This window comes from Paenibacillus agilis (assembly GCF_007786455.1).
Lineage (GTDB): Bacteria > Bacillota > Bacilli > Paenibacillales > Paenibacillaceae > Paenibacillus_B > Paenibacillus_B agilis.
In genome coordinates this window covers 75,732-102,652 of sequence record NZ_VNJK01000004.1, presented here as the reverse complement: position 1 = coordinate 102,652, position 26,921 = coordinate 75,732, and the positions used below count along the sequence as shown (strand labels likewise).

Below are 26,921 nucleotides of genomic sequence, written 5' to 3'. Positions count from 1 at the left end.
CATTCGGTGACATTTCTCATAGGTACATTGCCGCGCCTACTTAGATAGGCTACAATGTGGATAATGTTTGGAAACGTAATCAACACTATATATAGACAACTCTCATAACAAAGGATGGTGGCTTACATAATGAGTGAAGCAACAAAGACACTTGAAGGTTGGTACGCCCTGCATGATTTCCGCACGATGAACTGGGCGCTATGGAATAAAGCTGACGAGGAAGAGCGTGCTCATGCATTAGATGAGTTGCAAACGTTATGGGAACAATGGAAGCAAACAGAGAACGATAATCAAGGCAGTACAGTCGTGTACAGCATCATTGGTCAAAAAGCAGATTTCGTGATCTTCCACCTGCGTGAAACGCTGGAAGAACTTAATGCGCTGGAGACTGAGCTGAATAAGTCTGCGTTTGCTCGCTTTACAATTCCGACTTATTCCTACGTAAGTATCGTAGAGCTCAGCAACTACATGACGAAGCCAGGGTCAACAGAAGATCCGATGGAGAACCCAGAAGTGCTTGCACGTCTGAAGCCGATTCTTCCGCAAGCGAAGCATATTTGCTTCTATCCGATGAATAAGAAGCGGGATCTGCAAGACAACTGGTACATGCTGTCCGTCGAAGAAAGACGCGGCATGATGCGCAGCCACAGCATGATTGGACGAGGCTACGCAGGTAAAGTAAAACAGATTATTACCGGTTCCGTCGGCTTGGACGATTGGGAATGGGGCGTAACGCTGTTCAGTGATGACCCACTTCATTTCAAGAAGCTTGTATATGAAATGCGCTTCGATGAAGTTAGTGCTCGCTTCGGCGAGTTCGGTTCCTTCTATGTCGGTAACCGACTAACACCTGACCATCTTAAAGATATGTTGAAATAATAATAGAACAAATAAAAGCTCCCTTATCTGAAAAGATGAAGGGAGCTTTTTCGTTCGTCAGCGCCAACCTCAATGATGACCATATAGCAAAAACCGCCCTAAGATAAGTTATCCTAGGGCGGTACATCCACTTAGTTATCATCGTCATCCTGATCATCCAATGATGCCAAATATTGCTCGGTCATTCTATCCCGTTCACGACTTTTTTCTTTCAGTCGTTCAATGCCTGGCTGAATGAGCAGATCAACTTCTTTCTGCACCGTATAAGCCAGATCATGACGGTTCTGGGACTCCAGAAAAGAGCCGACTTCCATAAGCGCGTTGTAACGATCCAGCTCATCGCGCGTCAACAATCCTCGAACTTGCACGCTGCAGTGTCTCATCGCTTAGAAGAACTTCCCTTTACGAAGTGCCAAGGAAATACCACCGATGATGAACAACCAGCGAATATCAATAACTTTTTTCAATTGTGCTGCCATGAAGCCTGTAAGCTTCGTATTACCAACAACACCAATTGCTTGACCTTTACCCAAAGAAGCTACTGTTCCTTTGTTCTGGAACGTGAACGTCTTGAGTGGTTGCTTACGAATAGAAGCAACGATATTGCTTGCTGCAACAGGTCCTTGCTGCATCGCCATTTGAGCTGTTGGCGGGTAAGGACGGTCGATAGCTGTATTAATCATCAAAGAGTTATCCCCGATAATGAATACATTGTCATGTCCTGGAGCACGCAAATGCTCATCCACTTTTACACGGCCGCGCATTGCTTCGAAGCCTGCTTGCTCAATCAAGCGGTTACCACGTACGCCACCTGTCCATACAACTGTAGCGGACTTGATTTCTTCTTCCGTAGCCAAAAGAACGCCTTCTGGTGTGCACTCTTTAATAGCAGTAGCGATTTTGAATGTTACACCTTTGTCTTGAAGCACTTTCATTGCATAGTCAACCAGTTTCGGATCGAAGCCTGGAAGAGCTGTTGGAGCCGCTTCAATGTTGTATATTTTAACCAAGGAACGGTCGATGTTGTGCTCACGGCAAAGCTCAGGAATACGATCAGCTAGCTCACCAACAAACTCGATACCTGTAAAGCCTGCACCGCCGACAACAAACGTCAAACGATCAACGCGAGTTTGATCTTGTTTGAACAATTTGAATTGCTCTTCGATATGCTCACGAATAGCTTTAACAGAGTTGATGCTGCGGATAGTCATCGCATGCTCAGCCAAACCTGGAATGCCGAACGTCTCTGGCTCGCCGCCAAGACCGATAATCAAGTAGTCATAAGACAATGCGCCATCTTCAAGAACGACTTTCTTTTCTTCAGGACGAATTTCCTGAACTGTAGATTTGACGAAGTCAATTTTGAACTCATCAATCAATTTTGTAATTTCTACATAAGAGTTCTCCAGCTTGTCCGTACCAGCAGCTGGCATGTGGAGATGAGTTGTAAAGTAGTGATACTCATGTTTGCTGACTAGTGTTACATCAGCCTCGTTATAATTCAATTCTTTTTGTAGACGCTTAGCGGCCATAAGACCACCGTAACCTGCACCTAAAATAACAACCTTAGGAATATGGCTCATTATTGTCTCGTCTCCTTCCGCGTCGATTCGGCTGAACATCTCTGTTGATACACCATTTGCCCGATATATTAATGTGTGAAAAACACCACATAAATGACTATACATGCTCATGGTCCTGTAATATGTCAGGCTTACAGTATTACATCGATCACATACAACACCGAACGATCCCGATACGATATATTGGGGTAATCCATACAATTCTCAGCATTCGTGAAAATTGCAAATCCAACTGCAATCATAACGATTATTTGCTGAAAATACAAGGAAAAAATGATCCAGTTCACAATTGTAAGCGCTTTAAATTGAAGATTCTTAATAATTTGTTACCCATTTTATATATTCATTACGGTGTCATGAAATAGCTTTTGCATTATTGAAGGTTTTTATTTTGGGGTGTCATTGCATATTATGTAAATGTGCCATTTGATAATTAAAACGATAGGATTATAATAAATACATATTTATATCCTAACCAATGTGCATCCATATTTATGGTCACCCACTATTTGGAGGTGTGCAATTTGACGACAACATCTACTCATCAAGATATAACCGACATCATTATCATCGGCGGCGGGCCTGCAGGTATGTTTGCGGCTTTCTACGGTGGTATGAGGCAAGCATCAGTACGAATTATCGAGAGTATGCCCCAACTTGGCGGACAGCTTGCTGCTTTATATCCGGAAAAATATATTTATGACGTTGCCGGCTTCCCTCAGGTTACTGCGCAAGAATTAGTAGATCGCCTTAAGGAACAAATGGATCACTTCAACCCTGATGTATGTCTTGAAGAAAAGGTGCTTCAAGTCAATAAACTCGATGAGCGTTTATTCGAAATTAAGACGGACAAGGAAACGCACTACGCGCGTGCTGTTATCATCACGGCTGGTATCGGAGCTTTTGAACCACGTAGACTTGACTTACCTGAAGCAGCTGCATTCGAGAAGGCTAATCTTTATTATTTCGTAAATGACTTGCAAAAGTTCAAAGGACAGAAGGTTCTTATTAGCGGTGGCGGTGATTCTGCTGTAGACTGGTCACTTATGTTGGAGCCTATCGCTGAGCAGGTTACCCTTATTCACCGTCGTGACAAGTTCCGCGCGCATGAGCACAGTGTTGAGCAATTGATAAACTCCAAAGTCAACGTGATCACACCTACAGAAATTGTACAGCTGCATGGTGAAGAACGCATTGAACGTGTGACGATTAGCGATGTAAAGACAAAAGAAACAACTGACATTGAAGTAGATGCTGTTATTGTCAATTTCGGATTTGTATCCTCGTTAGGACCTATCTCGGAATGGGGCATACATATCGAAGGCGGTTCAATCGTGGTCGATTCACGTATGGAAACGAATGTTGCGGGTATTTTCGCTGCAGGAGATGTTACCACCTATCCGGGCAAGCTTAAGCTAATTGCGGTTGGCTTCGGTGAAGCACCAACTGCCATTAACAATGCAAAGGTGTACATTGACCCGACAGCGAAGCTATCTCCGGGACATAGCAGTAATATGAAACGCTAAGCGGATACGAACCACATACAAGGAAATAAGCTTTGCGCTTTCACTATCTCATAATAAGCATAAAGTAAGGGTATCCTACTCCATATATCTATGTGTGGAGGTAGATACCCTTGTTTAATGTTTGTCCACTGTGCAACGGCTTCGTCAGTCCGGAATGTTTATGCCCTAACTGCTTGAACCCTGCCGTCGACTGCGGCAAACGAGATGACTATACTGGACCGTATGAACCTTATCAAGAGTTGCCGTCAGTACCAGCTCCTGTTTTATCGAGTGTCGCCTCAACAGAAGAAGATAATAACGGAGTCTGCCTGCATTTGTTCTATTGTGTATCCTGCCAAAACCTCTCTTACGTAAATGGTCATAAATTCGAGGACGGGCAGCATATCATATAGAACAACAGGATTCTCTCTATTGGGAAATGTACATCATGAGGATTAATGGTACTGCGGGATGGTCGGACGAAGACGGCGTCTTTGCATTTCCGCGAGCAACAATGCAATGAATTCCTCATCCAGTTGCAAACGTACCGCTTGAGAATACGATTCAAAAAGCATCTCATCGGAAAGTAATGCCATCACAACCACAACCTTTCCTCATATTTCCTTACAAATTCACTATAGCATGGCCTTATTTCTCAGAACAAGCGTTCTGTTATCCACAGCAAATTGTGGAAAAATTGTGCATACAATGTTGATAACTGTCGGAATCGCTTACCCATTAGGTGGTATAATGTGGATATTTATATTCACATCATTTTGTTGTTTTCTAACATAAAAATGTTTAATCAGTTTTTAATCCTATAAAAATAGAATCTATCAACTTATTTACAAGCTGATAGATTCCTAATTTAGATTTCTATTTACTCCCCTGTCCTCATCACCGAGGCTTCGTATTCACTTCCAATATCCATATGATCCCTTCTTGATCTATTCCATAATCAAATCCCAATCTACCAACGCCAGGAAACCTTTCCTCCATAATTTCAGTGCAAATTCGGGTTAATTGCTTCATTTCTTCTCTTTTTGTATCTACTACATCCTCAGATAGCGAGAGACTGAGAGCTTCGCTAGAAGTAAGCTGCTTTCCGCCTTTAGATAAATTCGTAACGAATAGTCCATCTTTCGCTAATCGACCTACAATCGCCCGGAAAACCCAAATACCGTCTTTCTTAATGACTTTAACCCTATAATCAATTGGCCTGCCTGAAATGGTAGCCAAATGAATACCTTGTTGAATCAAATATTTACGCTTCTTTTTCGCTTTAGCTAACGCTCGAATAAGAGCCTGAAAGGAAGAAAAAGTTAGCGTACTTGATAACGAGGTAAAGGAGTAGGAACTATGTGTTTTCGTGACTTTTATAACGCCGTAACCACCACCACCTATAACCGGCTTGATGACCACAAACCCAAACTCATTTAACATCCGCTGGAGCTGTTCTGGCGAATACATGCGAGTTAGCGGTATGTGCGAGGCTACACGAGCGTCGGATAGAAGTGCCTCTGTCTTTACCCACTTGCTGGCAACTTGTGTTCCTTCCATCCCGATCCCCCTTTCCTGTACCGTCATTCTATACAGTACTCAGTGTACATGCCCGCTTCTTGTACCCTAGTCCAAGTAGAGAGCCTAATTATTTCAGATACTATTCGACGTATTCATACATTCAGGGATTGTCATTCCCAATATTAGGATGGTATCGTAGAGGGGATGGGAATTTGATATTGAATAGAATTGTTATCTGGATTGAACATACCTTCATAGGCAAGGAGAGAACGGAATGGAAGAACTTTTTCGCATTTTATATTGGATTGCAATTGTGTCCATGTCCATTATATTGGTCGTTGTTAACGCAGGAATTTTAATTATTAGCATTCGTTTTATGCAGCAGCGCAAGATTGGTCTTGGCATTGGTTCCGCCATATTTTCTATTTTCTGTTTCTACCTTATCGTCATAATGCTGGGCAAAACGTTCCCTGGTTTATTTTAAACCTTACTCTTACATAGTTCGAAATCCGATATGAATGATAACGATATCGTATGAGTTAAAATTTAGTACGAATGCCACATACTCAGTCCGAGATTTGAAAGCAGCCCATCATCTGAATAGCGGGGCTGTTCAACATTATACAATGTCAAGGTATCCAAAAAATGTGTCCACGACTTTCAACTAGAGACTTTACGGATTAACTTTTTATCAAAAAAAGAAATCTCCCCAGATGAATGGGGAGATTTTTCAGCAGTAATTAATAAGTAATCGATCCTGTTGGGTGCAATGTTGTTCCACCTATAGAAACTTTAATATGGCTAGTTAATGGTACATCCGTTTCATTTATAACGGTTCTCCACCAGTCCCAAGCCAGACCTGTGCATTCTCTTGCCAAAATCTTTATATTTCTAGCGTTAGGTGGAAGTGGAATCTCTGTCGAGAAAGATGCGGTTTTATTCCAGCCGCTTTCTTCCCACACCTTATGAGTAATAATTTCTTGTCCATTTGCATCATAGGTAACTTCATCCCAAGACACTTCAAACTCAGCTACATATGCACCATAATGATTTAGCGTAATTTTACCTTTTGTATATTCGGTCGATTTTGTCTCGATATACTCTGTATTGTTGCGAACAGCAGCAACCGCATTGTCTTTCAAAAACACACTTGTATAGGATATTGGGTAAGCTGGATTTCTGGGGCTAAACTGCGCATTGTCTTTGATGATATTTTGGATGACATTAAAGTCTTTCGTGACGATTTGGTTATGTGTCTGTGCATCCCCGCCTAATACTACAGCAGTAAATGAACTATTCTCATAAATGTCTTTGTACTGTCCGCTGGACTGTACGCTAGAATCACGGAGCAGCGCTTTAAATGCGGCTTGGACATCACTGCTCTTCGAAGTAGTCTCCAACTTAACGTAAATCGTTCTGCCATAAGCAACATTAGACACCATCAAAGGCGGAGATTCATTGCTTACTCCTTTTCGAACTAGTTCATTGAACGTCACGCTTTGATCGAAAAGATCCGATGGATTGTTAGGAAGAGCTGCATTTACCGTATAAAAAATTTGCTTGTAAGCAGCTACCATCACTTTTTTCTCGCCGCTTTCAACCGCGTTAAAGTCGATACCCAACGTATTGTTAAGCACTTGAGCGTTCACATTAAGCGCACTCGCTATTTGATTTTTGCTATGAACCATAGATTCTGCATATTGCAGCCTTGCAGGCAATGTATGAGTGGATGAATATTTATCAACCCAAGTCGATACTAGTTGATCCACTGCACCCGAAACACTGCTGTAAGTTGGATTTTGAACCGTAATCGTATTTTCATTTTTCAATCCAGGCAAATCAATACTGATATCTAATGGTTGCCTTTTAGCCATAATCAAGTCTGGCTGATTATCCGCGAAGGATTGATTTGCAAGCTGTATGGCACCTGGGTACGTTCGATTTGTCATCGAATCAATAATGGATATATCTACTGGTGAAGTGGCGAGTGATTTTTTCTCGCGTTCAACCACAATAAATTTACCATTTGATTGGAGACCTTCTTTCGGAACAAAACTACTGATCTGATCACCTTTTACAGCCAAGACTTCATTGCGATCATAATTCAGGCTCGCGATACCGGTATCGATATCATTACCTTCATTTGCTGCAGCGACAGAAATGTTGGAATACGTAAACAAGTGCAAAATAACTAGTAAACTCGCGAGCAATTTTGTGCCTTTTACATGTTTTGAAATTTTCATACAAGACCTCCCCCTTCTTTTTCTAAATATTTGTATAATAGTAGGTCTATACACTAGTTATATCGGTATTTTTACGTAAAAATATTATATTTTCAAAAGGAATACTATTAATGTACCTGCTGGCTAGCTAATTACATACAAACGAAGTTCCAGAAGTGATCACAGGCTGTGCTACAGAGCGAAAACACACCGCATTGTTTCCTCTAACGGGCGCCATAGACGTTATTTCTGTAAAATTGCCCATTGTAGAAATGTAACGGTTGTAGGCGAGCTTATTTTAGCAAAAATGGTGATTAAACATGCTCCAGCTAACAAATAAGCTCTGTGACATCCTTTACAATTGAAAATCCGTCCATTTACACGAAATAGGCTCTACAGCAACCATTAGCGCAACTGCACCTTAATTTTAAAACCTCACTATCCGCTGCTACTTTTAAACATAAATAAAACGCCTCCCAAACTAGTTAATTTATCGAACAAAAATTAACCGTCCAAAGACGTTTCTGTAGCCCCTATTTAAGTTGACACAACTGAATGCGATTAAGCATATTAAGCTACGAAACAAAAAAATTAAAATTCTACTATCAAAATTCATGGTAATATTAAGGCGAAATAAGGAAGGGAAGGTTGTTGGTATTGCGATTATTTAGAGAGAGAACGTATAGACTTATATTATTGCTTATCATTTCTTCCGCTGCTATGTTACTTGTAAGTTCCAACTGGTTCTTTCACACTATTGCTTATGTCAACATAGCCGTAGCTTGTCTGTTATTTGCACTTAATAAAAACACTTCATAAAAATACTTAAAAACAACAATATAAAAGAGCCGCAAGGATAATTCCCTATACGGCTCTTTCTTTATATTTCTTTCAAAACACAATTAATCGTCACACTTCTCAGCTTTGCCTTCTGCTAGTGCCGTACGGAATGATGCTCCGCAGCCGCAAGTTGCTGTAGCATTAGGATTGCTTATCGTAAATCCTCCGGACATACCGGATTCTTTATAGTCAATTTCCAAGCCAGCCAAATGCGGAATGCTTTCTTTATCCACAAGGACCTTCAATCCGCCTGTCTCTACATATACATCTTGTTCGGTTTCTTCGTCATCAAGCCCCATACCATAGGAGAAGCCACTGCAGCCGCCTGGATGAACACCAACACGCAAGAACATGTTCGGGTTTTCCTCGTTAGCTAGCATTTCTTTTATTTTCTCAACCGCGAATTCGCTGATTGTAATCATGCATATCCCTCCTCATATTTCTAAGTATAACCATCCTCTTGGATCTATACAAGATAACCTCCGTCCATGGAAAATGATGTCGATTGTCTTTGCTGGATGTATTGCCCCCATGTTCAGGCAGGGGTATAATGGAGAGGTATGTGATATGATTCACTGCACGCTCAAGCGGCTTCAATTCTTTTATATAACGTATGCAAGCCCATCGAATGAATCCACAGTGAGCAGTTCCGTATAACGTAACGATGTGCAATTATATACGACTTACTTTTCAAGAGGGGGGTACACCAATGATTCTTACACCAACAAGACATGCAGATCCACGTATGGCTGAAATCGCTGATAAAGTAGAGCGAGGCGAACGTCTAACCCTAGAAGACGGCGTGTACCTGTATCAATCAGACGACATTTTGACCCTTGGTCAGTTGGCAAATCTCGTCAATATGCGCAAGAACGGCAACAAGGTTTATTTCATCGAGAATATGTCTCTTTACTTCACCAATGTGTGTGAAGCTCACTGCGCTTTTTGCAGCTTCAGACGCGATGCTGATGCAGAAGGAGCCTACACGTTAAGCGGAGAGGAAATGATCGCCTATGTGGACCAGCATATTCACCCTGAAGTGCGCGAGTTCCATATCGTAGGTGGACACAATCCTAACGTACCGTTCCAATACTACGTTGATTCCTTGAAAGCTCTTAAGGAACGCTATCCTCAAGTAACACTCAAAGCTTACACAGCAGCAGAGATCGACTTCTTTACACGCATAAGCGGATTGAGCATTAAGGAAGTTCTCACTACCCTCGTCGATGCAGGACTAGAATCTTTAACTGGCGGCGGAGCTGAAATCCTTTCTGATGAATACCGCAAAAAAATGCGTGTTGATAAAGCAGGTGTTGACCGTTATCTAGAAGTTCACCGTACTGCGCATCAACTTGGCATCAAAACGCATACGACGATGCTTTACGGTTCAATCGAGTCTCATGAAGATCGTATACGTCACTTGATCAAAGTTCGTGAGCTTCAAGACGAAACAAATGGATTCTTGGTCTTCATTCCATTGTCCATGCAACCAAAAAGCCCGAAGGCGGGCATTAAGCGCCGCAACTCGGCTTATGAGGATCTCAAAACAATCGCGATTAGCCGCCTCATGTTGGATAACATCCAGCATATTAAGGCGTACTTCATAAATATCGGTACTCAGCTCACTCAGATGGCTCTGACTTTCGGTGCTTCTGATGCACACGGTACTATTGTGAAAGAGCGTATCAGCCATGCTGCAGGTGCATTAACGCCTGAAGGTCTGACGCGTGACGAGCTAATCTGGCTTATTCAAGGAGCAGGACGCATTCCTGTTGAACGGGATACGTTCTACAATGAAATCAAAGTGTATGAGCCAAAGTCTAACAAAAAATAGTTATTTCGACCAACTTACAGATAGATAAAAGTCAGACACTTCACAACAGAAATCTTATGAAGCGACAGACCGAATAAAGGATTCGTGGGTGGAGCCGTATCATGCTGTATATCAATTACCCCTGTTCTCATCATGGGCGAACAGCGGACAGCACATATTAACGGCAACATAGGGGGATATCCGGATATGAAACGATTTGTAGTATGCGGCGGCGGCTATGGTGGACTTGCGATCATTGATCGTTTGCTAGCAGGCGGAATGCCTGAAGATGTAGAGATAGTTCTCATTGATCGTATGCCATTTCAGGGTTTGAAGACGGAATACTATGCATTAGCTGCTGGTACAGTGACTGATGTAGATATTCGCGTTGCTTTCCCGAAAAACGATCGTGTTCGAATACACTACGGACAAATTACAAGCATTGATCTAGACAATAAGCTTATTCATTTGCATGAAGATGATCCTATTTCTTATGATCAAATGGCTATTGCACTCGGCTGCACAGACCGCTACCACGGGATTACAGGCGCTGAGGAATTTGGTAATAGTATTCAATCCTTATCTAGTACTCGACGTACGTACCAATTGTTGAACGATATTAAGCCTTATGGACAAATGACCGTTGTCGGCGGAGGACTAAGCGGTGTAGAGATGGCTGCTGAGCTTCGTGAAAGCCGCCCAGATATCAACATTCGTATATTGGACCGCGGACCGCGTGTGCTGTCCTCATTCCCAGTGAAGCTGTCCAACTACGTCTCTGACTGGTTCAACGAACATGAGGTAGAGCTTCGCTCTCATATTAACGTGTGTCAGTTGGAGCAGGGTGTAATTTACAATAGACGCGAGCAGGATACCGAAGCAATCCAGTCGGATGTCACAGTATGGACAGCAGGTATTCAACCTGTGAAACCCGTTCAAGATTTGAATGTTCCAAAAGATCCGCAAGGTCGTGTATTGCTTAATTCCTACCATCAAATTGAACAATATCCTGAGGTGTTTGTGGTTGGTGATTGTGCCAGCTTGCCGTTCTCACCTAGTGCGCAGGCAGCAGGTGCACAAGGCGAGCAGATCGCTGATGTTGCGCTTGCTTTGTGGAAAGGTGAAACACCCAAGCTTGGACGTATCAAGCTTAAAGGTGTACTTGGATCACTGGGCAAAAAGTCTGGCTTCGGCATGTTCGGCAAACGCCCTATGGTTGGATATGTACCGCGCGTCATCAAAAGCGGCGTGCTGTGGATTTCCAAAAACCATTTCGGATAAGTCATCATATTTTTCTTACAACAATGGGAGCAAGTCGATGTTAATCTACATCGATTTGCTCCCATGCTTTTAGTTCTGCAATTTTTTCATTAATTTTACCCGTTAATAATTCTGCGCTTTCTGCAACGATAATCTCGCCTTCTACATAAGCAAATGGAGCTAAGTAGCATTCGCCGCAATTGCCTAGACAACCGTACTCCACAACATCGTAGTCTGGGTTTTGCTCGAAATGTTTCATTACTTCGTCCGTACCGTGATGCATATTATTAACGCAAAATTCGATGATCGGTCTCATTGTATAACCCCCTTTTTGCGTGTATCTCTTTGATTTCAATTAGCTTTATAATATAATAAAAGCAGTATGTATGAAAGGAGTTGGAACAAAATGAGTGAACAAGTACAAGTCAATTATGACGAAGTATTGGAAGTGTTAGATAAACTTCGTCCGTTCTTGCAACGTGACGGCGGCGATGTTGAATTGGTAGATGTAGAAGATGGTATTGTTAAGCTTCGCCTTATGGGCGCATGCGGAAGCTGCCCGAGCTCTACAATTACCTTGAAAGCAGGTATCGAGCGCGCGTTGGTTGAGGAAGTAGAAGGCGTGAAAGAAGTCGTTCAAGTATTCTAAGTTGAATGTACTTCTGTGATTCTGCATATGAACAAGAGGCTTCGACGTAGGAGTCATCCGAATATCTCGAGTCGTCTCTAATGACGATTCGAGATATTTTTGTGTGCGCCCACACCGTGCTTAGCTTCGACAGGAGAGATCATTATGTATTTGTTGTTTAATCCGTTATTTATGTTATTGGTCAGCCTTATCATCTTGTATATCGGTTGGCGCATGGGATCCACTATCTTTTTGTTGTCAGCTAGCCTTATTACGCTGTTCGTCGGTTGGTACTTGGACTCCAGCACGATTGAAATCATTGCTTCTCTTACCGGAATTATTAATGTGTGGCTTCTTGCAAAAGAGAAAACACTTAACTTCCCAGTCGGTATCGTTGCAGTAGGTTTGTTTTTATACATATTTTGGGGACAAGGTCTGTACGCGCTAGTTGTACTAAGTGCGTGCCAACTCATCTTTAATATTTACGGTTGGTACTACTGGCTAAGAAACAAAGGTGAAAATGACGTGCGCCCAACCGTTCGCCTAGATGCTAAAGGCTGGATCATTTATGGTTCCGTCATCCTTGTAGGTTGGCTTGCATGGGGATATTATCAAGTACAATACACGGATTCTGCGCTGCCTTATTTGGATGCTTTAACTGCTATTCTTGGTCTTGTAGCTCAATTCATGCTAAGTAAGAAAATTTTCGAGCACTGGCATTTATGGATTGTTTATAACATGATCTCCATCGTCATTTATTCGAGTACAGAGCTCTATGTCATGATTATTTTAGTAATCGTCAACATGTTCATCTGTGTAGAAGGCTTAATGGAATGGAGACGCGGCTATATGCAGCGTACAGCAAAAAGCAACGCGTAATGATGCATCTTCTACCTTTATACAAACAAGCTACAGCAACATACAGAATAAACGAATCCCCTAACTCTTATGAGTAGGGGATTCGTTTATTCTGTATCTATTTTATTACCTATGCCGGACGAACTGCATTTCTATACTACTATCACTAGCGCCAAACCTATCTCTTTCTATACTTGTCCTACCACGATTAACGAAGCTGCTGACCTGCTTGCATCAACGCCGCAACATTGCGTGCCGTACGTTCCAAATTAACTGCTGCCTTCTGGAGTGCTTCATCCAACGTACATACTCCAGGTACTAGAGAAAATATGATATCGATGCCATGTTCGTGCACGGCTTCATAATCTGTCCCCAGAGAACCAGCGATCGCAACCACTTTTACCTGCTGTGCTTTCGCTGTTTTGGCAACACCAATAGGTGTCTTACCATATATCGTCTGGCCATCGATGCGACCTTCACCTGTAATAACAAGATCCGCTCCTTGTATATGATGAGCCAAATTCGTTGCTTCAATTACAATATCCACACCGCGCTTCAACTCTGCACGGAGAAATGCAATAACGCCTGCGCCTAGTCCACCTGCTGCGCCCCCTCCTTGAACAGTTGATACTTCCATTCCTAAGTCAGTGCTTATGCATGCGGCCAAATGCTGTAAATGTCGATCCAGCACTTCAACCATGGCTGGCGTAGCTCCCTTCTGTGGGCCGAATACTGCCGATGCTCCTTTAGGACCAATCATCGGATTGTCCACATCACAAGCAGCAATAAACGTCGTCTCCATCAGTCTCGGATCGACATCATCCGTTACAATACGTTCAATGTGACCAAGATTGCCTCCGCCAGCCAATATTTCATGCCCATTCGCATCAACGAATCGGTAGCCGAGCGCCTGAGCCATCCCTACTCCACCGTCATTAGTAGCACTGCCACCGAGACCAAGCATAATGTGCCGCACTCCTGCTTGAAGAGCGTGACGGATGAGCTGTCCGGTGCCAAACGTCGAAGTAAGAAGAGGATTTCGCAAATCCGCTGGCACGAGAGCAAGTCCTGAAGCTGCTGCCATTTCGATAACGGCAGTCTTGCCATCTCCTAGCAAGCCGTAAAATGCTTCAATTGACTTGCCAAGCGGATCCAACACTTCGCATGTGACGATACGTCCTCCAGTGGCATCTACTAATGACTGTACAGTCCCTTCACCGCCGTCTGCCATCGGAACTCTAACGATATCTGCTTGAGGATAAACTTCCCTAAAACCACGCTCAATTGCCTCACAAGCCTCTAATGCAGTCAAACTTTCTTTATATGAATCGGGAGCTATTACTATTTTCATCTCTCACCACTCCTCCACTATGCTGTACCTCATCGCTGTCTATCTATAGGCTTCTAATCATTCAAAATCTATTTATAAGAACCAACCGAATACACCATAAATGAATGTCGACACAATTGCCAGTACCAAGCCGATAGCTGTTTCATATGGAATAAGACGAAGGCGTTCCTTCATTTGCATATTCACACTGCCACCTGTTGCATGGAAGAAGCTTCCGTGCGGCATATGGTCAAATACCGTGGCACCTGCATGTATCATTGCAGCTGCCCCCAATGAAGCGATACCTAGTTCCATAATGGTCGAACCGAACACCGAGCTGGCTACTGCTGTACCTGCCGTTGTCGAAGCTGTTGCCAGTGACATAAATGCGCCGCTGATTGGTGCCATCAAGTATGCTGGCAATCCTGAAGCCGACAGACCATTCGTAATAACATCCTTCAATTGCGAGTTGGAGATAATCCCCGCCAATGTACCTGTTCCGATAAGCATTACAGCAACGCCAGTCATTTTGTTAAGCCCAGCAATTGCATAGTTATTGATTTGTTTCCCTTTACCCATCACAATAGCGCCTACTAGACCACCAAGCGGCAAAGCAATCATCGGGTCAATCACAATACCTGCAAGCGGTCGAAGTGCAAGCAGTACAATGGCTACAGCTGGAGCTACAATCGATGCAGCAAAGCTAGGAAGTTTGCTGTCTGTCTTGTCTGCTATTTCAGACAATGCGACCATAGAGCCCTTGTTAGTGAGTCGCTTCGCCAGTAAATACGTAATTGCAAGTCCAAATATCGCTGGGATAATTCCTGCTGCCATGACCGAAGTCAACGGCACATTGAATGCATCAGCAGCTGCAATCGCATTTGGATTCGGGGACATAATATTTCCTGCCTTACCTCCACCAATCATCGCGAGCAATATTGCTAACTTAGACAAATTCGCACGCTGCGCGATTGCTAAAGCAATTGGAGCTACCGTAATAACAGCTACGTCTATGAAGACACCCACTGCGGTCAATATCATAGTTGCAAAGGCGAGTGCGAACAAAGCACGTGTCTCGCCGACTTTTTTGACGAGCGTCTCAGCTATCGTCTTCGCTGCGCCCGATTCAATCAATACACCAGCTAAAATACCGGCTGCCAATATACGAAGCACGGCTGGCATCATCGTCTTGGAACCATCCATCATTAAGGTTACGGTATCCACTAGACTAACTCCACCAACAACGCCACCTACTAAAGCACCAATCATCATGCCATACGCAGGCGGCACTTTACGCAGAATCAACACAATAGCTACTACCAAAGCAGCCAGTGCCCCGAGAACGCTTACAGAAACCGTCATAAGTCTCATCTCCCTATGCAAAATCTTGTCGTGTAAAAAGGATAGAATGAATAACTGCACGCTACATACTAGAGATTAATTTACTTTACACCTATAATGTAACCCATAAATGTAAGCGCTTCATTGGGCAAAAAAATAAACTCCTCTTTGTTCTCAGCACTGTTTTTTGTGCATTTGAACAAAGAGGAGCAGCTTACCTCTTATCATCTCTATATCGGCATCTCGCTCTACTATAAATCCTCGCCAGCCGCCCCTTGGAGCCTATGCAGCCATTGCGCGCTAATAAGCGAGAATAAGTCATCATAATGCTTTGGGTCTTTGCCTGTAAGCTCTTGAATACGTTGCAAACGATAACGCAGCGTATTGCGATGAATAACGAGCCTGTCCGCCACTCGATTCAATTCTCCATGCTCTGCAAAGTATATAGTAAGTGTTTGGCGCAGTTCACCACTGCGATCAGCCTCGATAAAGGCGGACCATAACTCCACTAATTCTGCTGTTATCCAACTCGAATTTACGTTAACCATCAATGCCTCGTTAGGCAAATCCTCACTGTAATAAACCGTTTGGTTAGGATGGATGGCTCTTCCTGCACGCATCGCATCTTCAGCCGATTGGTAAGATGCAACCATGCCCGCTATCCCGCTGCCTGATTTGCCTACTGCAATTCGCATGGAAGTAATTTGTTGCTCAGCAAGCCATGATCGAATTTGATAAATTCCTTCACAAATATCCTCGCCAGGCTTCCGCTCATGCAGCTTCTCTTTAAAAAGTACAATTTGCCGAGCATTACGGATCGCAATTAAACGAATCATCGAACGCTTCTCAAGCACACGGACGACTTGCTGCAAAGTTCCGATTGCCATTTCATGATCTTCTTCCTGCAGCTCTAATATACATGCCGTATGTACATGGTTGACCTGAAAGCCGATGCGTTCTGCCTGCACACTTAGAACCTCATGCTGTCCTTCTTTTGCATGTACGATAGATAACACGAAGTCTTCTTTGATGCGCTTGTCCCACTGTGCCTGCTCAATGAGATGTGCCTGCTCCAAATGCATCTCTGCTGTCATTTTAACAAGTTCGCCATACTTGGTTACTTCCCTAGGATCACCCGTAATTCCGATTACACCGACGATCTCTCCTTGAAAATAAATGGCCAAATTTGTTCCTGGCATTACTCCCTGCAGCTTAGAAGCGCTTTCCTCATCAATCTCGAACCTTCCGCGACGTTGAATGGCGATAAGTGCTCCTTCATGAGACTGATGCAGACGACTCCGATCACCTGAGCCAATAATACGGCCATTGTGGTCCATAACGTTCACATTATAACCGATAACATGCATCGTACGATCTACGATATTTTGTGCGAGTTCCTTCGTCAACCGCCCCATGTAGGACACACCTCCATTTCAACTAAAGGCAGGCAAAATGTTAATCCTCTATTAAGGAGCAGTTAAGCGTGCTTGTCTATCATGACACGAATCGGATCTAGGCCGCCAGATACATCGATCGTATTGCCCGTCACAAAATCCGACTTATCTTCACATAAGAAACGAATGACTCTAGCGATATCCTCACCAGATCCCGGGCGGCCTCGCGGCGAAGATTCATCCTCAATATGAAGCACCTCGTCAATATTCTTTTCTTTATAATCCCCTCTAATATCACCAGGACAGATCATATTGACAGTAATGCCAAACTGCGCCTCTTCAACAGCTAACGTCTTTGTAAACGATACCAATCCTACCTTGGCAGCAGCATATACAGCGCGATGCGGCCAAGATCTTGCCTCTGCAGCATGTCCAAATCCATAATGAATAATCCGACCCCAGCCCTTCTCACGCATCGAAGGCAGTACCATATGATCCAGAAGCATAACACCCGTTAAATTTCCGTTTACTAAATATAAAATCTCTTCTCTAGAATAATCAGCAAAACGTTTGCGCTCCCTTATAAAGGGGCCTGCATTGTTAACGACAATATCCGGCATGCCGAATGTACCTTGCACAGCATCGATAAGATGCTCAACTTCATCAGGAATTGCAATATTAGCCTGCACACACATACACCTTACACCGAACGCCTCAATGTCCCGCTGAAGCTCCAGCGCTTGATCGGCACTATGCACATAATTGAGGATAATATCGCAACCCGCTTCAGCTAGTGTAAGTGCAGTCATCTTACCTAACCCCTTTGCGCTCCCAGTGATTAGCGCTACTTTTCGCTGTTGTTTCACGTCGATTCCTCCTTTGAGCACTACGAACGATGTCAACGATCAGTATAGAATATTTGCCAACTTAGAACAACATAACATCTGCGCCCGCCATCTTTATTTTCTGCCAATCATGAAAAAAGAGACAGATTCTATATCTGCCTCTCTCTGCAATCTATTAATATTCGCTGATTGACACAAGTATTCCGTCGCTAAAATGTAAATAATCCGTATCATTATAAATCCACTGTTCCCATTCTGAATACGTTGTCGATGTTGAATTCGCATCATCTGGATAGCCCCAAGCCATAATTACCTGTGCCTGTGTCATACCCGTACGAATCACGCGATTCGTTATATCCTCCCATACTTTCGCACTCCACTTGAAATGAGTTTTGGGATTCTCGTAATAAAATATTCCGTCTAATGAATCACCTAAGCTGCTCTCTATTTTAATGGAAATAAGACGGTATGTTCCATTCTGTCTTTTTACGTTTATGTTCAAATGTTGATTTTTAACCGTAGCCGAATGGATGTAAACTTTCTCAAGATGCTTTAACCCATCTGCATCCAATACATTTTTATTAATCCATACCGTACTGTTATTTAGACTCTCTATAATTTGAAGATGCTCATCTAGAATATATTGATCATTGTAAGCAGATAGGACATGCATTTCACTAATCGAATAATCTTTATGCATTACTTTGACCGTTGTCGTCGAGTATGAAGAATATACGATATCTACAATCCAGCCCGCTCGATTGTCACTCAAGTTGTATATCTTTTTCCCGAACTGTGCCCGATAGTCATTTGTAAGCGTGGAAATATTTGAAATGAGCTGTCCACTTTTCGCTTGGCCTTTTGAGTTATCCCATAGGAACAACGTCTGTGCACTTCCTACATATTTGCCTGTCACATGACTCATTTCTTGCAGCTTTTTATATGTAATATAGGTAGTGTTGTTATGTATGATGGTATTTCTTTTATCGATTTTAAAGCTTCCTTTACCCGTTTTCACCGTTATGTCAGATCCGTAAGCTACGGAAATATCGGAAAAAGTATCGATCAGCTTCAATGGAACATACGTCTTTGACTTATCTACCATAATTGATTGGTATGAAGACAATTGGTAGGTACCGTTGTAGAACGTACTGATTTCTTGAATACGTTGAGCATCTTTAGCTGCTGCTACAGACGTAAAGCAAATAAACACAATCATCATTATTACAATTGAATACAACTTTTTCACAACTCAATCCCCCTAGATCATCTCTATAGTGTTATCGCAACCATTCTATTATAGATACGTTGCAAAAGATTAACTAGGTAATAAATAACAAACCAAAAATAATCATTATCGGATTTGTACTTGCCGTTCCCTCACTTGCTTAGCTTGCATTTACTATAGTACAAGCTGTTACATCCATCGCGAAATGCGAGATTAATAGATGAGCAAAACGGCTATACGTAGCGGAAGCTGCTCGCTGCCAGCCATTGGAACTGAGCTGCTGTCGCAATAAACAAGGGGGGAGTGAAGTGCCACCAGATCTGCATCCAGTAAAACTGGTCGACCGTACCATTGCGGTCCCTAATCAGGTTTTGAAGTATACGTTTGTCATTTTTAATTGTGGCGACGAAGATGCAAGCAATGTTATTTTTACAGATACGGTCCCTACAGGTACTACCTTCGTCGCAGAAAGCTTTTGCTTGAACAGTGTAAACCTTCCACTTGCAGACCCGAATATTGGTGTAAATATCGGCACCATTGCAGCAGGCGGGTTTAGCATCGTGACTTTCCAAGTACGCGTAGATTGCCTCACAACAACTACACCATTAATAAATCAAGCCTTCACCTTCGATGGAATCACTAACGTACCGAGCAATACGGTTACGACCTACGCTGTTGGCGCCAATCAAGCGTTACTGCTCATTGCATTAGAAGAGCTCAATATGGCGGAGTTGATTAATACACAAGGCGAATTGATACAAGCTGCTATACAAAGTTCTGCTTCGATTACCCAATTACTTGAAGTAAACAACAATGCTGCTGTAGAAGTACAACAAATAGCCACTCAAGAATGTGAATTAGTAAATCTACTCCAAGGAGTGCTCAACTGTATCCCCACAACACCGTAACCGGATTGAGCACACTGAAATCTTCATATATGTCAGTATATTATGAACTAAAGAAAGCAATGTAAAAAGGCAGCTCATGGCTGCCTTTTTTACATTAATCATTCCTTCACGTATACAATTATGCGAACTACTGAAGTACAAGCTACACTGCACTTGTTTGGCCGCGCTTAAAGAGCGTAAACTGCTTCTTTCTAAGGATGCCATCTACGCCTACTTTTCCTGACTCATGCAAGGAAACGAGAACAAATAGCGATAAAATAATCATGACCGGATTCGCACTTACCGCTCCGCTCAAGACGAATGCAAAGTTCATAAAGAGACCGAAGAAAATCGCGGTTCTCGTAAAGAGACCAACAATCAAACCAAGACCAACCAACACCTCACCAAGAGGTACGATGAAGTTAAATAAATCAACATTTGGAAGTGCAAATGATTCTAAGAATCCGCCCCACCAATCAGGAATTGTTGGTCTTTCGCTATTCGCATTTGCGATCGCGCCTTTCAATAAGCCGCTGGAATCGAAGCTTCCGCTCTGATACTTTTTGATCCCTGCGCTGAGCCATTTCCAGCCCAAATATACTCGGATGAGTAACAATGCCCATTTCACAAACGGATTCGTACGTAAAAAATCAATCATTAATAATTCCCCTCTCATCATTTGAAATTAAATACAAACTAAACTACATAGAAAAAGTAAACCACCTCATTTTATGGGTATTTTTTTAGGCAATAGAAATCACATCGTTCAACCGCTTTTACTTTTAACGTAATCATGTTGGAAAAATGAATTTGCTTCATGTTGGGAGTTGAAGAGGTTAAAACGTATGTGGTAACAACATAACAGGAATACCTATCGTGGATGTAACGAAAACAATGATACCGTTCTCGTTTATCTTTGGGCAGAACTCACCTCACTTATAGCAGCATGTTCTCTATGGCAGTTTCTTATGTAAATCCGCCACTATATGTGTACAGTTTGCAGCATCACCCCTCTCAATCATTTGCATCATTCCCTATCGGGTAAACGGCTATACAGCTTCACCTCGATGAACTTATAACGCTTCGCTTCTTTCCTTCATGCTAACCAAGATACCACCAGATGGATATATTTACAATATGACAAACGGCACATATCTTCTTTCAACTATGATTTACTCTACATCAGAAAAATGTTATCGATTAGATTTGTACGAGGAAGTTATGTATATAAAAAGTCCCCGGCGCCGTAAGGCCCGGGGTAGAGTTTAGGAGGAAAGCAAGAAAACCTGTCATGCTAGTAATACGTTTCATTCCAGTACTTCAGTACTGCTTGTTCAAAAAAAATCTTTGAACGATATGATTAGAACGCAGGCAGGATAGCGCCTTTGTACTTATCTTCAATAAATTTCTTTACTTCGTCAGACTGAAGCGCAGCTACTACTTTCTTGATCGCTTCACTGTCTTTGTTATCTTCACGAGTCGTCAAAATGTTCGCATATGGAGAATCCTTCGCTTCAATGAAAAGCGCATCCTTCAACGGATTCAGACCAGCATCGATAGCGAAGTTCGTGTTGATTAGCGCCAAGTCGACTTCTGGCAGTACGCGTGGCAGCATTGGTGCTTCCAACTCTTTGAACTCCAAGCCTTTAGGATTGTCTACGATGTCTCTAACTGTAGCAGACAAGCCAGCGCCTTCTTTGAGCTTAATCAGCCCTTCCTTCTCAAGCAGAAGCAAGGAACGTCCACCGTTCGTTACATCATTCGGAATCGCTACAACAGATCCATTAGTTAGCTCTGTAACAGCTTTAATTTTTTGTGAATAAGCCCCGATTGGCTCTAGATGAACACTTCCAGCGGACACCAGCTTGAAACCATTTTTCAAGTTCTGATCATCCATGTAAGGAATGTGCTGGAAGAAGTTTGCATCCAAATGTTTCTCATGCAGCTGCACATTTGGCTGGATATAATCTGTGAACGTCTTAACTTCAAGCTCGATTCCTTGCTCTTTAAGCTTAGGCTTAATATGCTCTAGAATTTCAGCATGCGGTACAGGAGATGCACCAACAACAATCTTCGTCGTTTGAGCGGCACCACTTTGAGCACCCGAAGTCGTGTCTTTACTTTCACCTGGTTTGCTGCCGCATGCAGCCAATACCGTTACTAAGCTAACTAACGTCAATACGATTGCCCACTTCTTCATTTTCATCTTCTCCTTCCAAATTCACAATCATTTATAATTTGATTACTTGCGTGTATAGCGACGTACGAGTGCATCGCCAATCCATTGCAAGAGCTGAACCAACACAACTAAGACAATGATAGCTACGATCATAATCGTTAGCTCATAACGGTGATAACCATAGCGTATTGCCAAGTCACCCAGTCCACCGCCGCCTATCATACCAGACATTGCAGTATAGGAAACAAGTGTTACAGCCGTAATCGTCGTACCTGCAATAAGGCCTGCACGCGCTTCCGGCAAAAGCACTTTGTAAATAATTTGCCACGTATTCGCGCCCATCGCTTGCGCAGCTTCGATAACGCCGCGATCCACTTCACGAAGAGAAGTTTCTACAAGTCGAGCGAAAAATGGCGCCGCCGCAATGACAAGCGGTGGAATCGTTCCTCTTACCCCTATCGCGGTACCGAATACCTCACGAACAATCGGGATAAGTGCCACCATCAAAATGATGAACGGTATAGAACGAAAAATGTTGACGATAAACGATACGACCGTGTTAATGGTACGCAATACGACGTTCTGGGATTTGCCGCTTAAGAACAAAAGAATACCTAACGGCAATCCTAAAATAAAAGTGAATAAGACGGAAAAACCAAGCATGAGCAGCGTATCTAAGCTTGCTTCCGTAATCATCGTCCAATCGATGCTTGAAAAATCTAGCTCGAAGTTGTTCACGCGATCACCTCCACTTCAAGCCCGCGCTCTTGCAGCGCGTTCAACGCTCCATTAAGCTTTGCAACATCGCCATCTAACCGAACAACGAGTTGACCATATGGCGTATCTTTCATCTTCGATATCGTTCCCTGAAGAATTGCGAATGATATGCCTGCTGTATTCAATACATGATGGAGTACAGGTTCGTACGTTACATCTCCCAAGTAATTAATCTTTACTACTTGTGATCCTTCTCCAGCCTGTGTCTTGAATGCTGACCAAGGCTGCACCTCATCAGACTGAGATTCTTCCATGATGAACTCTCTTGTAACAGCGTGCTTTGGTTTCAAGAAAACATCTACCACATTGCCTTCTTCTACGATGCGGCCTCCATGAATCACAGCAACCCGATCACAAATGCGCTGAATAACGTGCATTTCATGTGTAATTAGCGCGATCGTAATCCCGAACTCTTTATTAATCTTCAGCAACAAGTCCAAAATGGAATTTGTCGTTTGCGGATCCAAGGCCGATGTCGCCTCATCACACAATAATACTTTCGGATCGTTAGCCAGCGCCCGAGCAATACCTACACGCTGCTTTTGACCACCTGACAACTGCGCTGGATATTTATTGCGATGATCTTCCAAGCCCACTAATGCTAAGAGCTGATCCACTTTTTCCTTAATCGCCTGCTTTGGTGTACCTACAAGCTCCAACGGAAATGCGATGTTATCATACACCGTTGCTGAGGACAGCAAATTAAAATGTTGGAATATCATCCCGATTTTGCTGCGTTGCTTCTGCAATGCCGCCGTAGACAATGTCGTTAGTTCCACATCATCAACGATAACCGTTCCTGATGTCGGACTCTCAAGCAAGTTCATGCTGCGCAGCAATGTACTTTTACCGGCACCAGAGTGGCCAATAATTCCGTAAATTTCACCTTTTGCTATATGAAGATCAATGTGATCCAGTGCTAGCATTCCTTCTGCGCCCTTGCCTTGAGAAGGATAGCGCTTGGATAGTTGTTGTATGCGTATCAAAGATCTATTCCCTGCCTTTCCTGTTGCTAAGCTTCGCTTACATTATCAATTGAATTCGGCAACGGTCAATTACCTCTATAGTGTGTGAAGATTGCTACAAAAAAAGCCCCCTTTTGGCAGATGCCAAAAGGGGGCTTCGTCATTCACATGAAAATGTTTCAGAAAATTGAAGCTCACCTTTTCTCATCTACCAGGATATATAAACATACATATCCTGAAGGAATTAGCACCATAGACATCATGCGAACTTGCTGCGCTCGTGCGCTGCAATGAACGGGTCGCATAATCGGTTGCCGGGCTTCATCGGGCCTGTCCCTCCGCCACTCTTGATAAGAAAACTGATTATTTGCTATAAAGTTAATACGAAGTATACGGTACGTTTTTGCATATGTCAACTGCAAAAATCATATTATTTCTGGAATTTACATGAAAACAAGGAAATGAACGCATGACAATCATATGGCGTTTATTACATGAAAACATAAAAAAGACAACCCATTTTTAAGCGGTTGCCCTAAATCAATCCTATAACGAGACTAAGCTGATTTGGCTATTTTAAAATTAGGACTGATACGTAAATGATGGAGAAATAGGCTCATTTTCAATCGGCTTTCGGATCTTTTTATTCGAATGCAGTCGTATCACTTTACTGTATATATCCAAATAGTTTTCTGTCATTTTCGCATTTGTAAACCATTTTACAACGTATCGTCTCAGTACACGCGAACTTGGATACTTTTTCAATTTCACCTTCCGAACCATCTCGCCCACCGTTTTGCAAACAAAAGAAGGGAATCCTGCCAACACCTCTGAAACTGATCCATTATTTAATGCTAATACTGGTGTACCACAAGCTAATGCCTCAATCATCACTAGCCCAAATGCCTCCTCCATTAAAGTAGGAAACAATACACATTCAGCATGTTTCAATAAATTTTGTTTCTGTCTCCCTTGTACTGCACCTACATATTGGATGTTAGGATTTTTGGTAATACGAGGCCTAATCTCTTGCTTAAAAAATAGCTGTGAATTGACTGGTCCAGCAATAATGAGTCTCTTACCTGTCTTTTCTGCTACTTCTATGGCCTGTAATATACCCTTGCTCTTAATAACCCGTCCCATAAATAGCAAATAGCCATGTTTGTCAGAGCTATACTCGTACTCGTCCGCATTAATGCCATTATATACATAGAATCCTCTATTTTTACCGTTCACTTTCCGTGCTCTTTTACTCACATATACGGGATAATCCGCTCTGTTTTTTACAGGCATGTGAATCGTGCATACAGTAGGAACCCTTCGGTTGATACCTAACGCAGAGTGAAAGGTGTGATCGTGAATAATATCTGTATGTTTTGGCAATTTACTCAGCACAAAGGCTCCAATACCGCTTTTTTTCAATGATCTTGGATATTGTATAAGCTTAGCACTGCTCTTGCTGCCTTGCGCCGCAAACAAATATACATCATGTCCTCGCCGAACTAGCTCTTCTGTCAGCTCATACACGATCTTCTCCGTTCCTCCTTTGTTTGACGGCACCGGGTGAGCATTAGGAAGATTCGATATGACTTGAACGATCGTTAAGCGCTTTTTATTTAATCCAGGTTCTTTCATTCAAGCTCTCCCCCTCCTTACCATCCCTCAGCTTCATCCAGCAATAACACGCTTATATACCTTAATCAAGTTTGCTGCGGTACGCTTCCAGCTGAAACGTTCGACCGCATCCTTTCTGGCTTGCTTTGCAAGCTTATCAGCAGCCTTCTTGTTCATTGCTAGCGATATAAGCCATTTAGCGTGGGCTTCAATTTTTGTATAAGGATTAACTAAGTATCCGTTGGAGTCATGTTTTACGATTTCTTTTATGCCTCCGATGTTAGAAGCTACAATAGGCAGCCCAGATGACAACGCCTCTACGTTGACAAGACCGAAGGCTTCATGCTGCTGGGATGGGCATACAAAGCAATCTGCAGCCCTGTACATACTACTCATATTTGTATGCGACACACGTCCCTTGAACTCTACATCTACGTTATGCAGCTTAGCTAGCGCCTTAAGTTCTTTCAAATAATTTGCTTTGCCGGTACCGACAATGATAAGTTTCGCATGTGGAACTTGCTTGCGAACGATGCTCATCGCGCGTACAATGACAGGCACTCCTTTTCTCGGAATAACCCTGCCCGCAAAAAGAACATGAAAAAACTTTCTCCGCCCCCGCTCGGAGGATGGAGTAAAGGCTTCTATATCAACACCAAGATGAATTCGATTTAATTTATGTGCCACTTGAGGGAATCGTTGTGCGATCCTGTGTTTGAGCGAGTCGCTGTTTACAATGATGCAATCGGAGAAGGCTATGCTTTTGGATACAGCCTTTGAAGCCGGTACGAAGGTTAACGAGTGGAGAAACAGAGTGACAGGGGTGTCTGGCTTTGCCTGTTTAATAGCCGTCATATAATGAGGACGGTTATCTACTTGAATCAGATCATATTGCTTATCTTCAATATAGTGAAGGACCGATGAGAGATACGTCTGTGAACTTCCTCCTAGGACACGAGCAATGGTTAAATTACCCAACTTGCTTAACGGCTGCAAACCTGCACTTTTTCTGCTAACGATCGTTACTTTCTCGGTTTTGGCGAGCCTTTTCGCAATCGCAAGCATACAAATTTCCACGGAACCGTTTCCCGGAACTGGTATTTGTTCAGGTGCAACCATTAGAATGTTCATAACGAATCCCACCCATTTGGTTTGGTTTCTACTATCTCTCTTTACGATATGCATAGAACATAAATTTGTCCTAGTGAAACGGTGGAATATGCAACTGCCAAATAAAACGGTCCAAGCACCA

At 42.8% G+C, this 26,921-nt stretch carries 26 protein-coding genes and 1 riboswitch; of the genes, 8 read left to right on the top strand and 18 right to left on the bottom strand.

Going from position 1 to position 26,921, the window contains the following annotated elements:
- The first annotated feature begins 129 nt into the window (after positions 1-129).
- Positions 130-879 carry a hydrogen peroxide-dependent heme synthase gene (gene hemQ / locus FPZ44_RS21790; protein WP_144993908.1) on the top strand — a complete coding sequence of 250 codons (750 nt, stop codon included), beginning with the start codon at positions 130-132 and terminating at the stop codon, positions 877-879.
- Positions 880-1,010: 131 nt separating this feature from the next.
- Here hemQ and FPZ44_RS21785 read toward each other — a convergent pair whose 3' ends face one another.
- The gene (locus FPZ44_RS21785; protein ID WP_144993906.1) at positions 1,011-1,262 is read right to left on the bottom strand and encodes a hypothetical protein; all 252 of its coding nucleotides are present in this window, start codon (positions 1,260-1,262) and stop codon (positions 1,011-1,013) included.
- Between the two features lie 3 nt (positions 1,263-1,265).
- Complete coding sequence (locus FPZ44_RS21780; protein ID WP_144993904.1) at positions 1,266-2,462, bottom strand: NAD(P)/FAD-dependent oxidoreductase; 1,197 nt, start codon at positions 2,460-2,462, stop codon at positions 1,266-1,268.
- A 494-nt stretch (positions 2,463-2,956) separates the two neighbouring features.
- Here FPZ44_RS21780 and FPZ44_RS21775 point away from each other — a divergent pair, with 494 nt between their 5' ends.
- Positions 2,957-3,988 carry an NAD(P)/FAD-dependent oxidoreductase gene (locus FPZ44_RS21775; protein ID WP_144993902.1) on the top strand — a complete coding sequence of 344 codons (1,032 nt, stop codon included), beginning with the start codon at positions 2,957-2,959 and terminating at the stop codon, positions 3,986-3,988.
- Between the two features lie 434 nt (positions 3,989-4,422).
- Here FPZ44_RS21775 and sda read toward each other — a convergent pair whose 3' ends face one another.
- Positions 4,423-4,563 carry a sporulation histidine kinase inhibitor Sda gene (sda, locus tag FPZ44_RS21770; protein ID WP_028594066.1) on the bottom strand — a complete coding sequence of 47 codons (141 nt, stop codon included), beginning with the start codon at positions 4,561-4,563 and terminating at the stop codon, positions 4,423-4,425.
- Positions 4,564-4,864: 301 nt separating this feature from the next.
- Entirely contained in the window at positions 4,865-5,527 is a 663-nt protein-coding gene (locus FPZ44_RS21765; RefSeq protein WP_144993900.1) for a YheC/YheD family protein, read from the bottom strand.
- Between the two features lie 235 nt (positions 5,528-5,762).
- Between FPZ44_RS21765 and FPZ44_RS21760 the strand changes: the two genes are divergently transcribed.
- Positions 5,763-5,972, top strand: coding sequence for a hypothetical protein (locus FPZ44_RS21760; RefSeq protein WP_144993898.1), 210 nt, complete (start codon positions 5,763-5,765; stop codon positions 5,970-5,972).
- Between the two features lie 256 nt (positions 5,973-6,228).
- On the opposite strand, the gene FPZ44_RS21755 is transcribed toward FPZ44_RS21760, so the two are convergent.
- Together FPZ44_RS21755 and FPZ44_RS21750 are read right to left on the bottom strand one after the other, a co-directional pair.
- Entirely contained in the window at positions 6,229-7,731 is a 1,503-nt protein-coding gene (locus tag FPZ44_RS21755) for a thiol-activated cytolysin family protein (protein WP_144993896.1), read from the bottom strand.
- An 881-nt stretch (positions 7,732-8,612) separates the two neighbouring features.
- On the bottom strand, positions 8,613-8,972 hold the full coding sequence (locus FPZ44_RS21750; protein WP_144993894.1) for a HesB/IscA family protein: 360 nt from the start codon (positions 8,970-8,972) through the stop codon (positions 8,613-8,615).
- 287 nt (positions 8,973-9,259) lie between these two features.
- Between FPZ44_RS21750 and mqnE the strand changes: the two genes are divergently transcribed.
- Positions 9,260-10,384 (top strand): aminofutalosine synthase MqnE, encoded by a 1,125-nt coding sequence (gene mqnE / locus FPZ44_RS21745; protein ID WP_144993892.1) that lies wholly within the window; start codon positions 9,260-9,262, stop codon positions 10,382-10,384.
- A 186-nt stretch (positions 10,385-10,570) separates the two neighbouring features.
- Entirely contained in the window at positions 10,571-11,644 is a 1,074-nt protein-coding gene (locus FPZ44_RS21740) for an NAD(P)/FAD-dependent oxidoreductase (protein ID WP_144993890.1), read from the top strand.
- 40 nt (positions 11,645-11,684) lie between these two features.
- On the opposite strand, the gene FPZ44_RS21735 is transcribed toward FPZ44_RS21740, so the two are convergent.
- Entirely contained in the window at positions 11,685-11,939 is a 255-nt protein-coding gene (locus FPZ44_RS21735) for a YuzB family protein (RefSeq protein WP_028594058.1), read from the bottom strand.
- A gap of 90 nt (positions 11,940-12,029) precedes the next feature.
- Between FPZ44_RS21735 and FPZ44_RS21730 the strand changes: the two genes are divergently transcribed.
- Both FPZ44_RS21730 and pnuC read left to right on the top strand, forming a co-directional pair.
- Entirely contained in the window at positions 12,030-12,272 is a 243-nt protein-coding gene (locus FPZ44_RS21730) for a NifU family protein (RefSeq protein ID WP_144993888.1), read from the top strand.
- 213 nt (positions 12,273-12,485) lie between these two features.
- Positions 12,486-13,130: a nicotinamide riboside transporter PnuC gene (pnuC, locus tag FPZ44_RS21725; RefSeq protein ID WP_144994221.1), complete on the top strand. Its 645-nt coding sequence runs from the start codon at positions 12,486-12,488 to the stop codon at positions 13,128-13,130.
- Between the two features lie 187 nt (positions 13,131-13,317).
- Here pnuC and FPZ44_RS21720 read toward each other — a convergent pair whose 3' ends face one another.
- From FPZ44_RS21720 to FPZ44_RS21700, 5 genes are all read right to left on the bottom strand, one after another.
- Complete coding sequence (locus FPZ44_RS21720; RefSeq protein WP_144993886.1) at positions 13,318-14,460, bottom strand: glycerate kinase; 1,143 nt, start codon at positions 14,458-14,460, stop codon at positions 13,318-13,320.
- Between the two features lie 72 nt (positions 14,461-14,532).
- A complete protein-coding gene (locus tag FPZ44_RS21715; protein ID WP_144993884.1) occupies positions 14,533-15,801 on the bottom strand; it encodes a GntP family permease in 1,269 nt (422 codons plus the stop codon).
- A 230-nt stretch (positions 15,802-16,031) separates the two neighbouring features.
- On the bottom strand, positions 16,032-17,195 hold the full coding sequence (locus FPZ44_RS21710; RefSeq protein WP_144993882.1) for a sugar diacid recognition domain-containing protein: 1,164 nt from the start codon (positions 17,193-17,195) through the stop codon (positions 16,032-16,034).
- A gap of 62 nt (positions 17,196-17,257) precedes the next feature.
- Complete coding sequence (locus FPZ44_RS21705) at positions 17,258-17,983, bottom strand: SDR family oxidoreductase (RefSeq protein WP_418789201.1); 726 nt, start codon at positions 17,981-17,983, stop codon at positions 17,258-17,260.
- Between the two features lie 211 nt (positions 17,984-18,194).
- Positions 18,195-19,268, bottom strand: a complete 1,074-nt coding sequence (locus tag FPZ44_RS21700; RefSeq protein ID WP_144993878.1) for a hypothetical protein — start codon at positions 19,266-19,268, stop codon at positions 18,195-18,197.
- A gap of 287 nt (positions 19,269-19,555) precedes the next feature.
- Here FPZ44_RS21700 and FPZ44_RS21695 point away from each other — a divergent pair, with 287 nt between their 5' ends.
- Positions 19,556-20,155, top strand: a complete 600-nt coding sequence (locus tag FPZ44_RS21695) for a DUF11 domain-containing protein (RefSeq protein WP_186786184.1) — start codon at positions 19,556-19,558, stop codon at positions 20,153-20,155.
- Positions 20,156-20,297: 142 nt separating this feature from the next.
- Here FPZ44_RS21695 and FPZ44_RS21690 read toward each other — a convergent pair whose 3' ends face one another.
- The 6 genes from FPZ44_RS21690 to FPZ44_RS21665 form a co-directional block, all read right to left on the bottom strand.
- Positions 20,298-20,810, bottom strand: coding sequence for a DoxX family membrane protein (locus FPZ44_RS21690; RefSeq protein ID WP_144994219.1), 513 nt, complete (start codon positions 20,808-20,810; stop codon positions 20,298-20,300).
- 684 nt (positions 20,811-21,494) lie between these two features.
- A complete protein-coding gene (locus tag FPZ44_RS21685) occupies positions 21,495-22,334 on the bottom strand; it encodes a MetQ/NlpA family ABC transporter substrate-binding protein (RefSeq protein ID WP_144993874.1) in 840 nt (279 codons plus the stop codon).
- A 42-nt stretch (positions 22,335-22,376) separates the two neighbouring features.
- Positions 22,377-23,009: a methionine ABC transporter permease gene (locus tag FPZ44_RS21680; RefSeq protein WP_144994217.1), complete on the bottom strand. Its 633-nt coding sequence runs from the start codon at positions 23,007-23,009 to the stop codon at positions 22,377-22,379.
- Positions 23,010-23,047: 38 nt separating this feature from the next.
- Complete coding sequence (locus FPZ44_RS21675) at positions 23,048-24,076, bottom strand: methionine ABC transporter ATP-binding protein (RefSeq protein ID WP_144993872.1); 1,029 nt, start codon at positions 24,074-24,076, stop codon at positions 23,048-23,050.
- Positions 24,077-24,256: 180 nt separating this feature from the next.
- Positions 24,257-24,412, bottom strand: a riboswitch (SAM riboswitch).
- A gap of 225 nt (positions 24,413-24,637) precedes the next feature.
- Positions 24,638-25,690: a glycosyltransferase gene (locus tag FPZ44_RS21670; protein ID WP_144993869.1), complete on the bottom strand. Its 1,053-nt coding sequence runs from the start codon at positions 25,688-25,690 to the stop codon at positions 24,638-24,640.
- 33 nt (positions 25,691-25,723) lie between these two features.
- Positions 25,724-26,800 carry a glycosyltransferase family 4 protein gene (locus FPZ44_RS21665; RefSeq protein WP_144993867.1) on the bottom strand — a complete coding sequence of 359 codons (1,077 nt, stop codon included), beginning with the start codon at positions 26,798-26,800 and terminating at the stop codon, positions 25,724-25,726.
- Between the last annotated feature and the right edge of the window lie 121 nt (positions 26,801-26,921).

What these genes read in the sequence shown, in the direction of transcription:
- hemQ (WP_144993908.1), top strand. Translation starts at nt 130, where the DNA reads ATGAGTGAAGCAACAAAGACACTTGAAGGTTGGTACGCCCTGCATGAT.
- FPZ44_RS21785 (WP_144993906.1), bottom strand. Translation starts at nt 1,262, where the DNA reads ATGAGACACTGCAGCGTGCAAGTTCGAGGATTGTTGACGCGCGATGAG.
- FPZ44_RS21780 (WP_144993904.1), bottom strand. Translation starts at nt 2,462, where the DNA reads ATGAGCCATATTCCTAAGGTTGTTATTTTAGGTGCAGGTTACGGTGGT.
- FPZ44_RS21775 (WP_144993902.1), top strand. Translation starts at nt 2,957, where the DNA reads ATGGTCACCCACTATTTGGAGGTGTGCAATTTGACGACAACATCTACT.
- sda (WP_028594066.1), bottom strand. Translation starts at nt 4,563, where the DNA reads ATGGCATTACTTTCCGATGAGATGCTTTTTGAATCGTATTCTCAAGCG.
- FPZ44_RS21765 (WP_144993900.1), bottom strand. Translation starts at nt 5,527, where the DNA reads ATGGAAGGAACACAAGTTGCCAGCAAGTGGGTAAAGACAGAGGCACTT.
- FPZ44_RS21760 (WP_144993898.1), top strand. Translation starts at nt 5,763, where the DNA reads ATGGAAGAACTTTTTCGCATTTTATATTGGATTGCAATTGTGTCCATG.
- FPZ44_RS21755 (WP_144993896.1), bottom strand. Translation starts at nt 7,731, where the DNA reads ATGAAAATTTCAAAACATGTAAAAGGCACAAAATTGCTCGCGAGTTTA.
- FPZ44_RS21750 (WP_144993894.1), bottom strand. Translation starts at nt 8,972, where the DNA reads ATGATTACAATCAGCGAATTCGCGGTTGAGAAAATAAAAGAAATGCTA.
- mqnE (WP_144993892.1), top strand. Translation starts at nt 9,260, where the DNA reads ATGATTCTTACACCAACAAGACATGCAGATCCACGTATGGCTGAAATC.
- FPZ44_RS21740 (WP_144993890.1), top strand. Translation starts at nt 10,571, where the DNA reads ATGAAACGATTTGTAGTATGCGGCGGCGGCTATGGTGGACTTGCGATC.
- FPZ44_RS21735 (WP_028594058.1), bottom strand. Translation starts at nt 11,939, where the DNA reads ATGAGACCGATCATCGAATTTTGCGTTAATAATATGCATCACGGTACG.
- FPZ44_RS21730 (WP_144993888.1), top strand. Translation starts at nt 12,030, where the DNA reads ATGAGTGAACAAGTACAAGTCAATTATGACGAAGTATTGGAAGTGTTA.
- pnuC (WP_144994221.1), top strand. Translation starts at nt 12,486, where the DNA reads ATGGGATCCACTATCTTTTTGTTGTCAGCTAGCCTTATTACGCTGTTC.
- FPZ44_RS21720 (WP_144993886.1), bottom strand. Translation starts at nt 14,460, where the DNA reads ATGAAAATAGTAATAGCTCCCGATTCATATAAAGAAAGTTTGACTGCA.
- FPZ44_RS21715 (WP_144993884.1), bottom strand. Translation starts at nt 15,801, where the DNA reads ATGACGGTTTCTGTAAGCGTTCTCGGGGCACTGGCTGCTTTGGTAGTA.
- FPZ44_RS21710 (WP_144993882.1), bottom strand. Translation starts at nt 17,195, where the DNA reads ATGGGGCGGTTGACGAAGGAACTCGCACAAAATATCGTAGATCGTACG.
- FPZ44_RS21705 (WP_418789201.1), bottom strand. Translation starts at nt 17,983, where the DNA reads ATGACTGCACTTACACTAGCTGAAGCGGGTTGCGATATTATCCTCAAT.
- FPZ44_RS21690 (WP_144994219.1), bottom strand. Translation starts at nt 20,810, where the DNA reads ATGAGAGGGGAATTATTAATGATTGATTTTTTACGTACGAATCCGTTT.
- FPZ44_RS21685 (WP_144993874.1), bottom strand. Translation starts at nt 22,334, where the DNA reads ATGAAGAAGTGGGCAATCGTATTGACGTTAGTTAGCTTAGTAACGGTA.
- FPZ44_RS21680 (WP_144994217.1), bottom strand. Translation starts at nt 23,009, where the DNA reads ATGATTACGGAAGCAAGCTTAGATACGCTGCTCATGCTTGGTTTTTCC.
- FPZ44_RS21670 (WP_144993869.1), bottom strand. Translation starts at nt 25,690, where the DNA reads ATGAAAGAACCTGGATTAAATAAAAAGCGCTTAACGATCGTTCAAGTC.
- FPZ44_RS21665 (WP_144993867.1), bottom strand. Translation starts at nt 26,800, where the DNA reads ATGAACATTCTAATGGTTGCACCTGAACAAATACCAGTTCCGGGAAAC.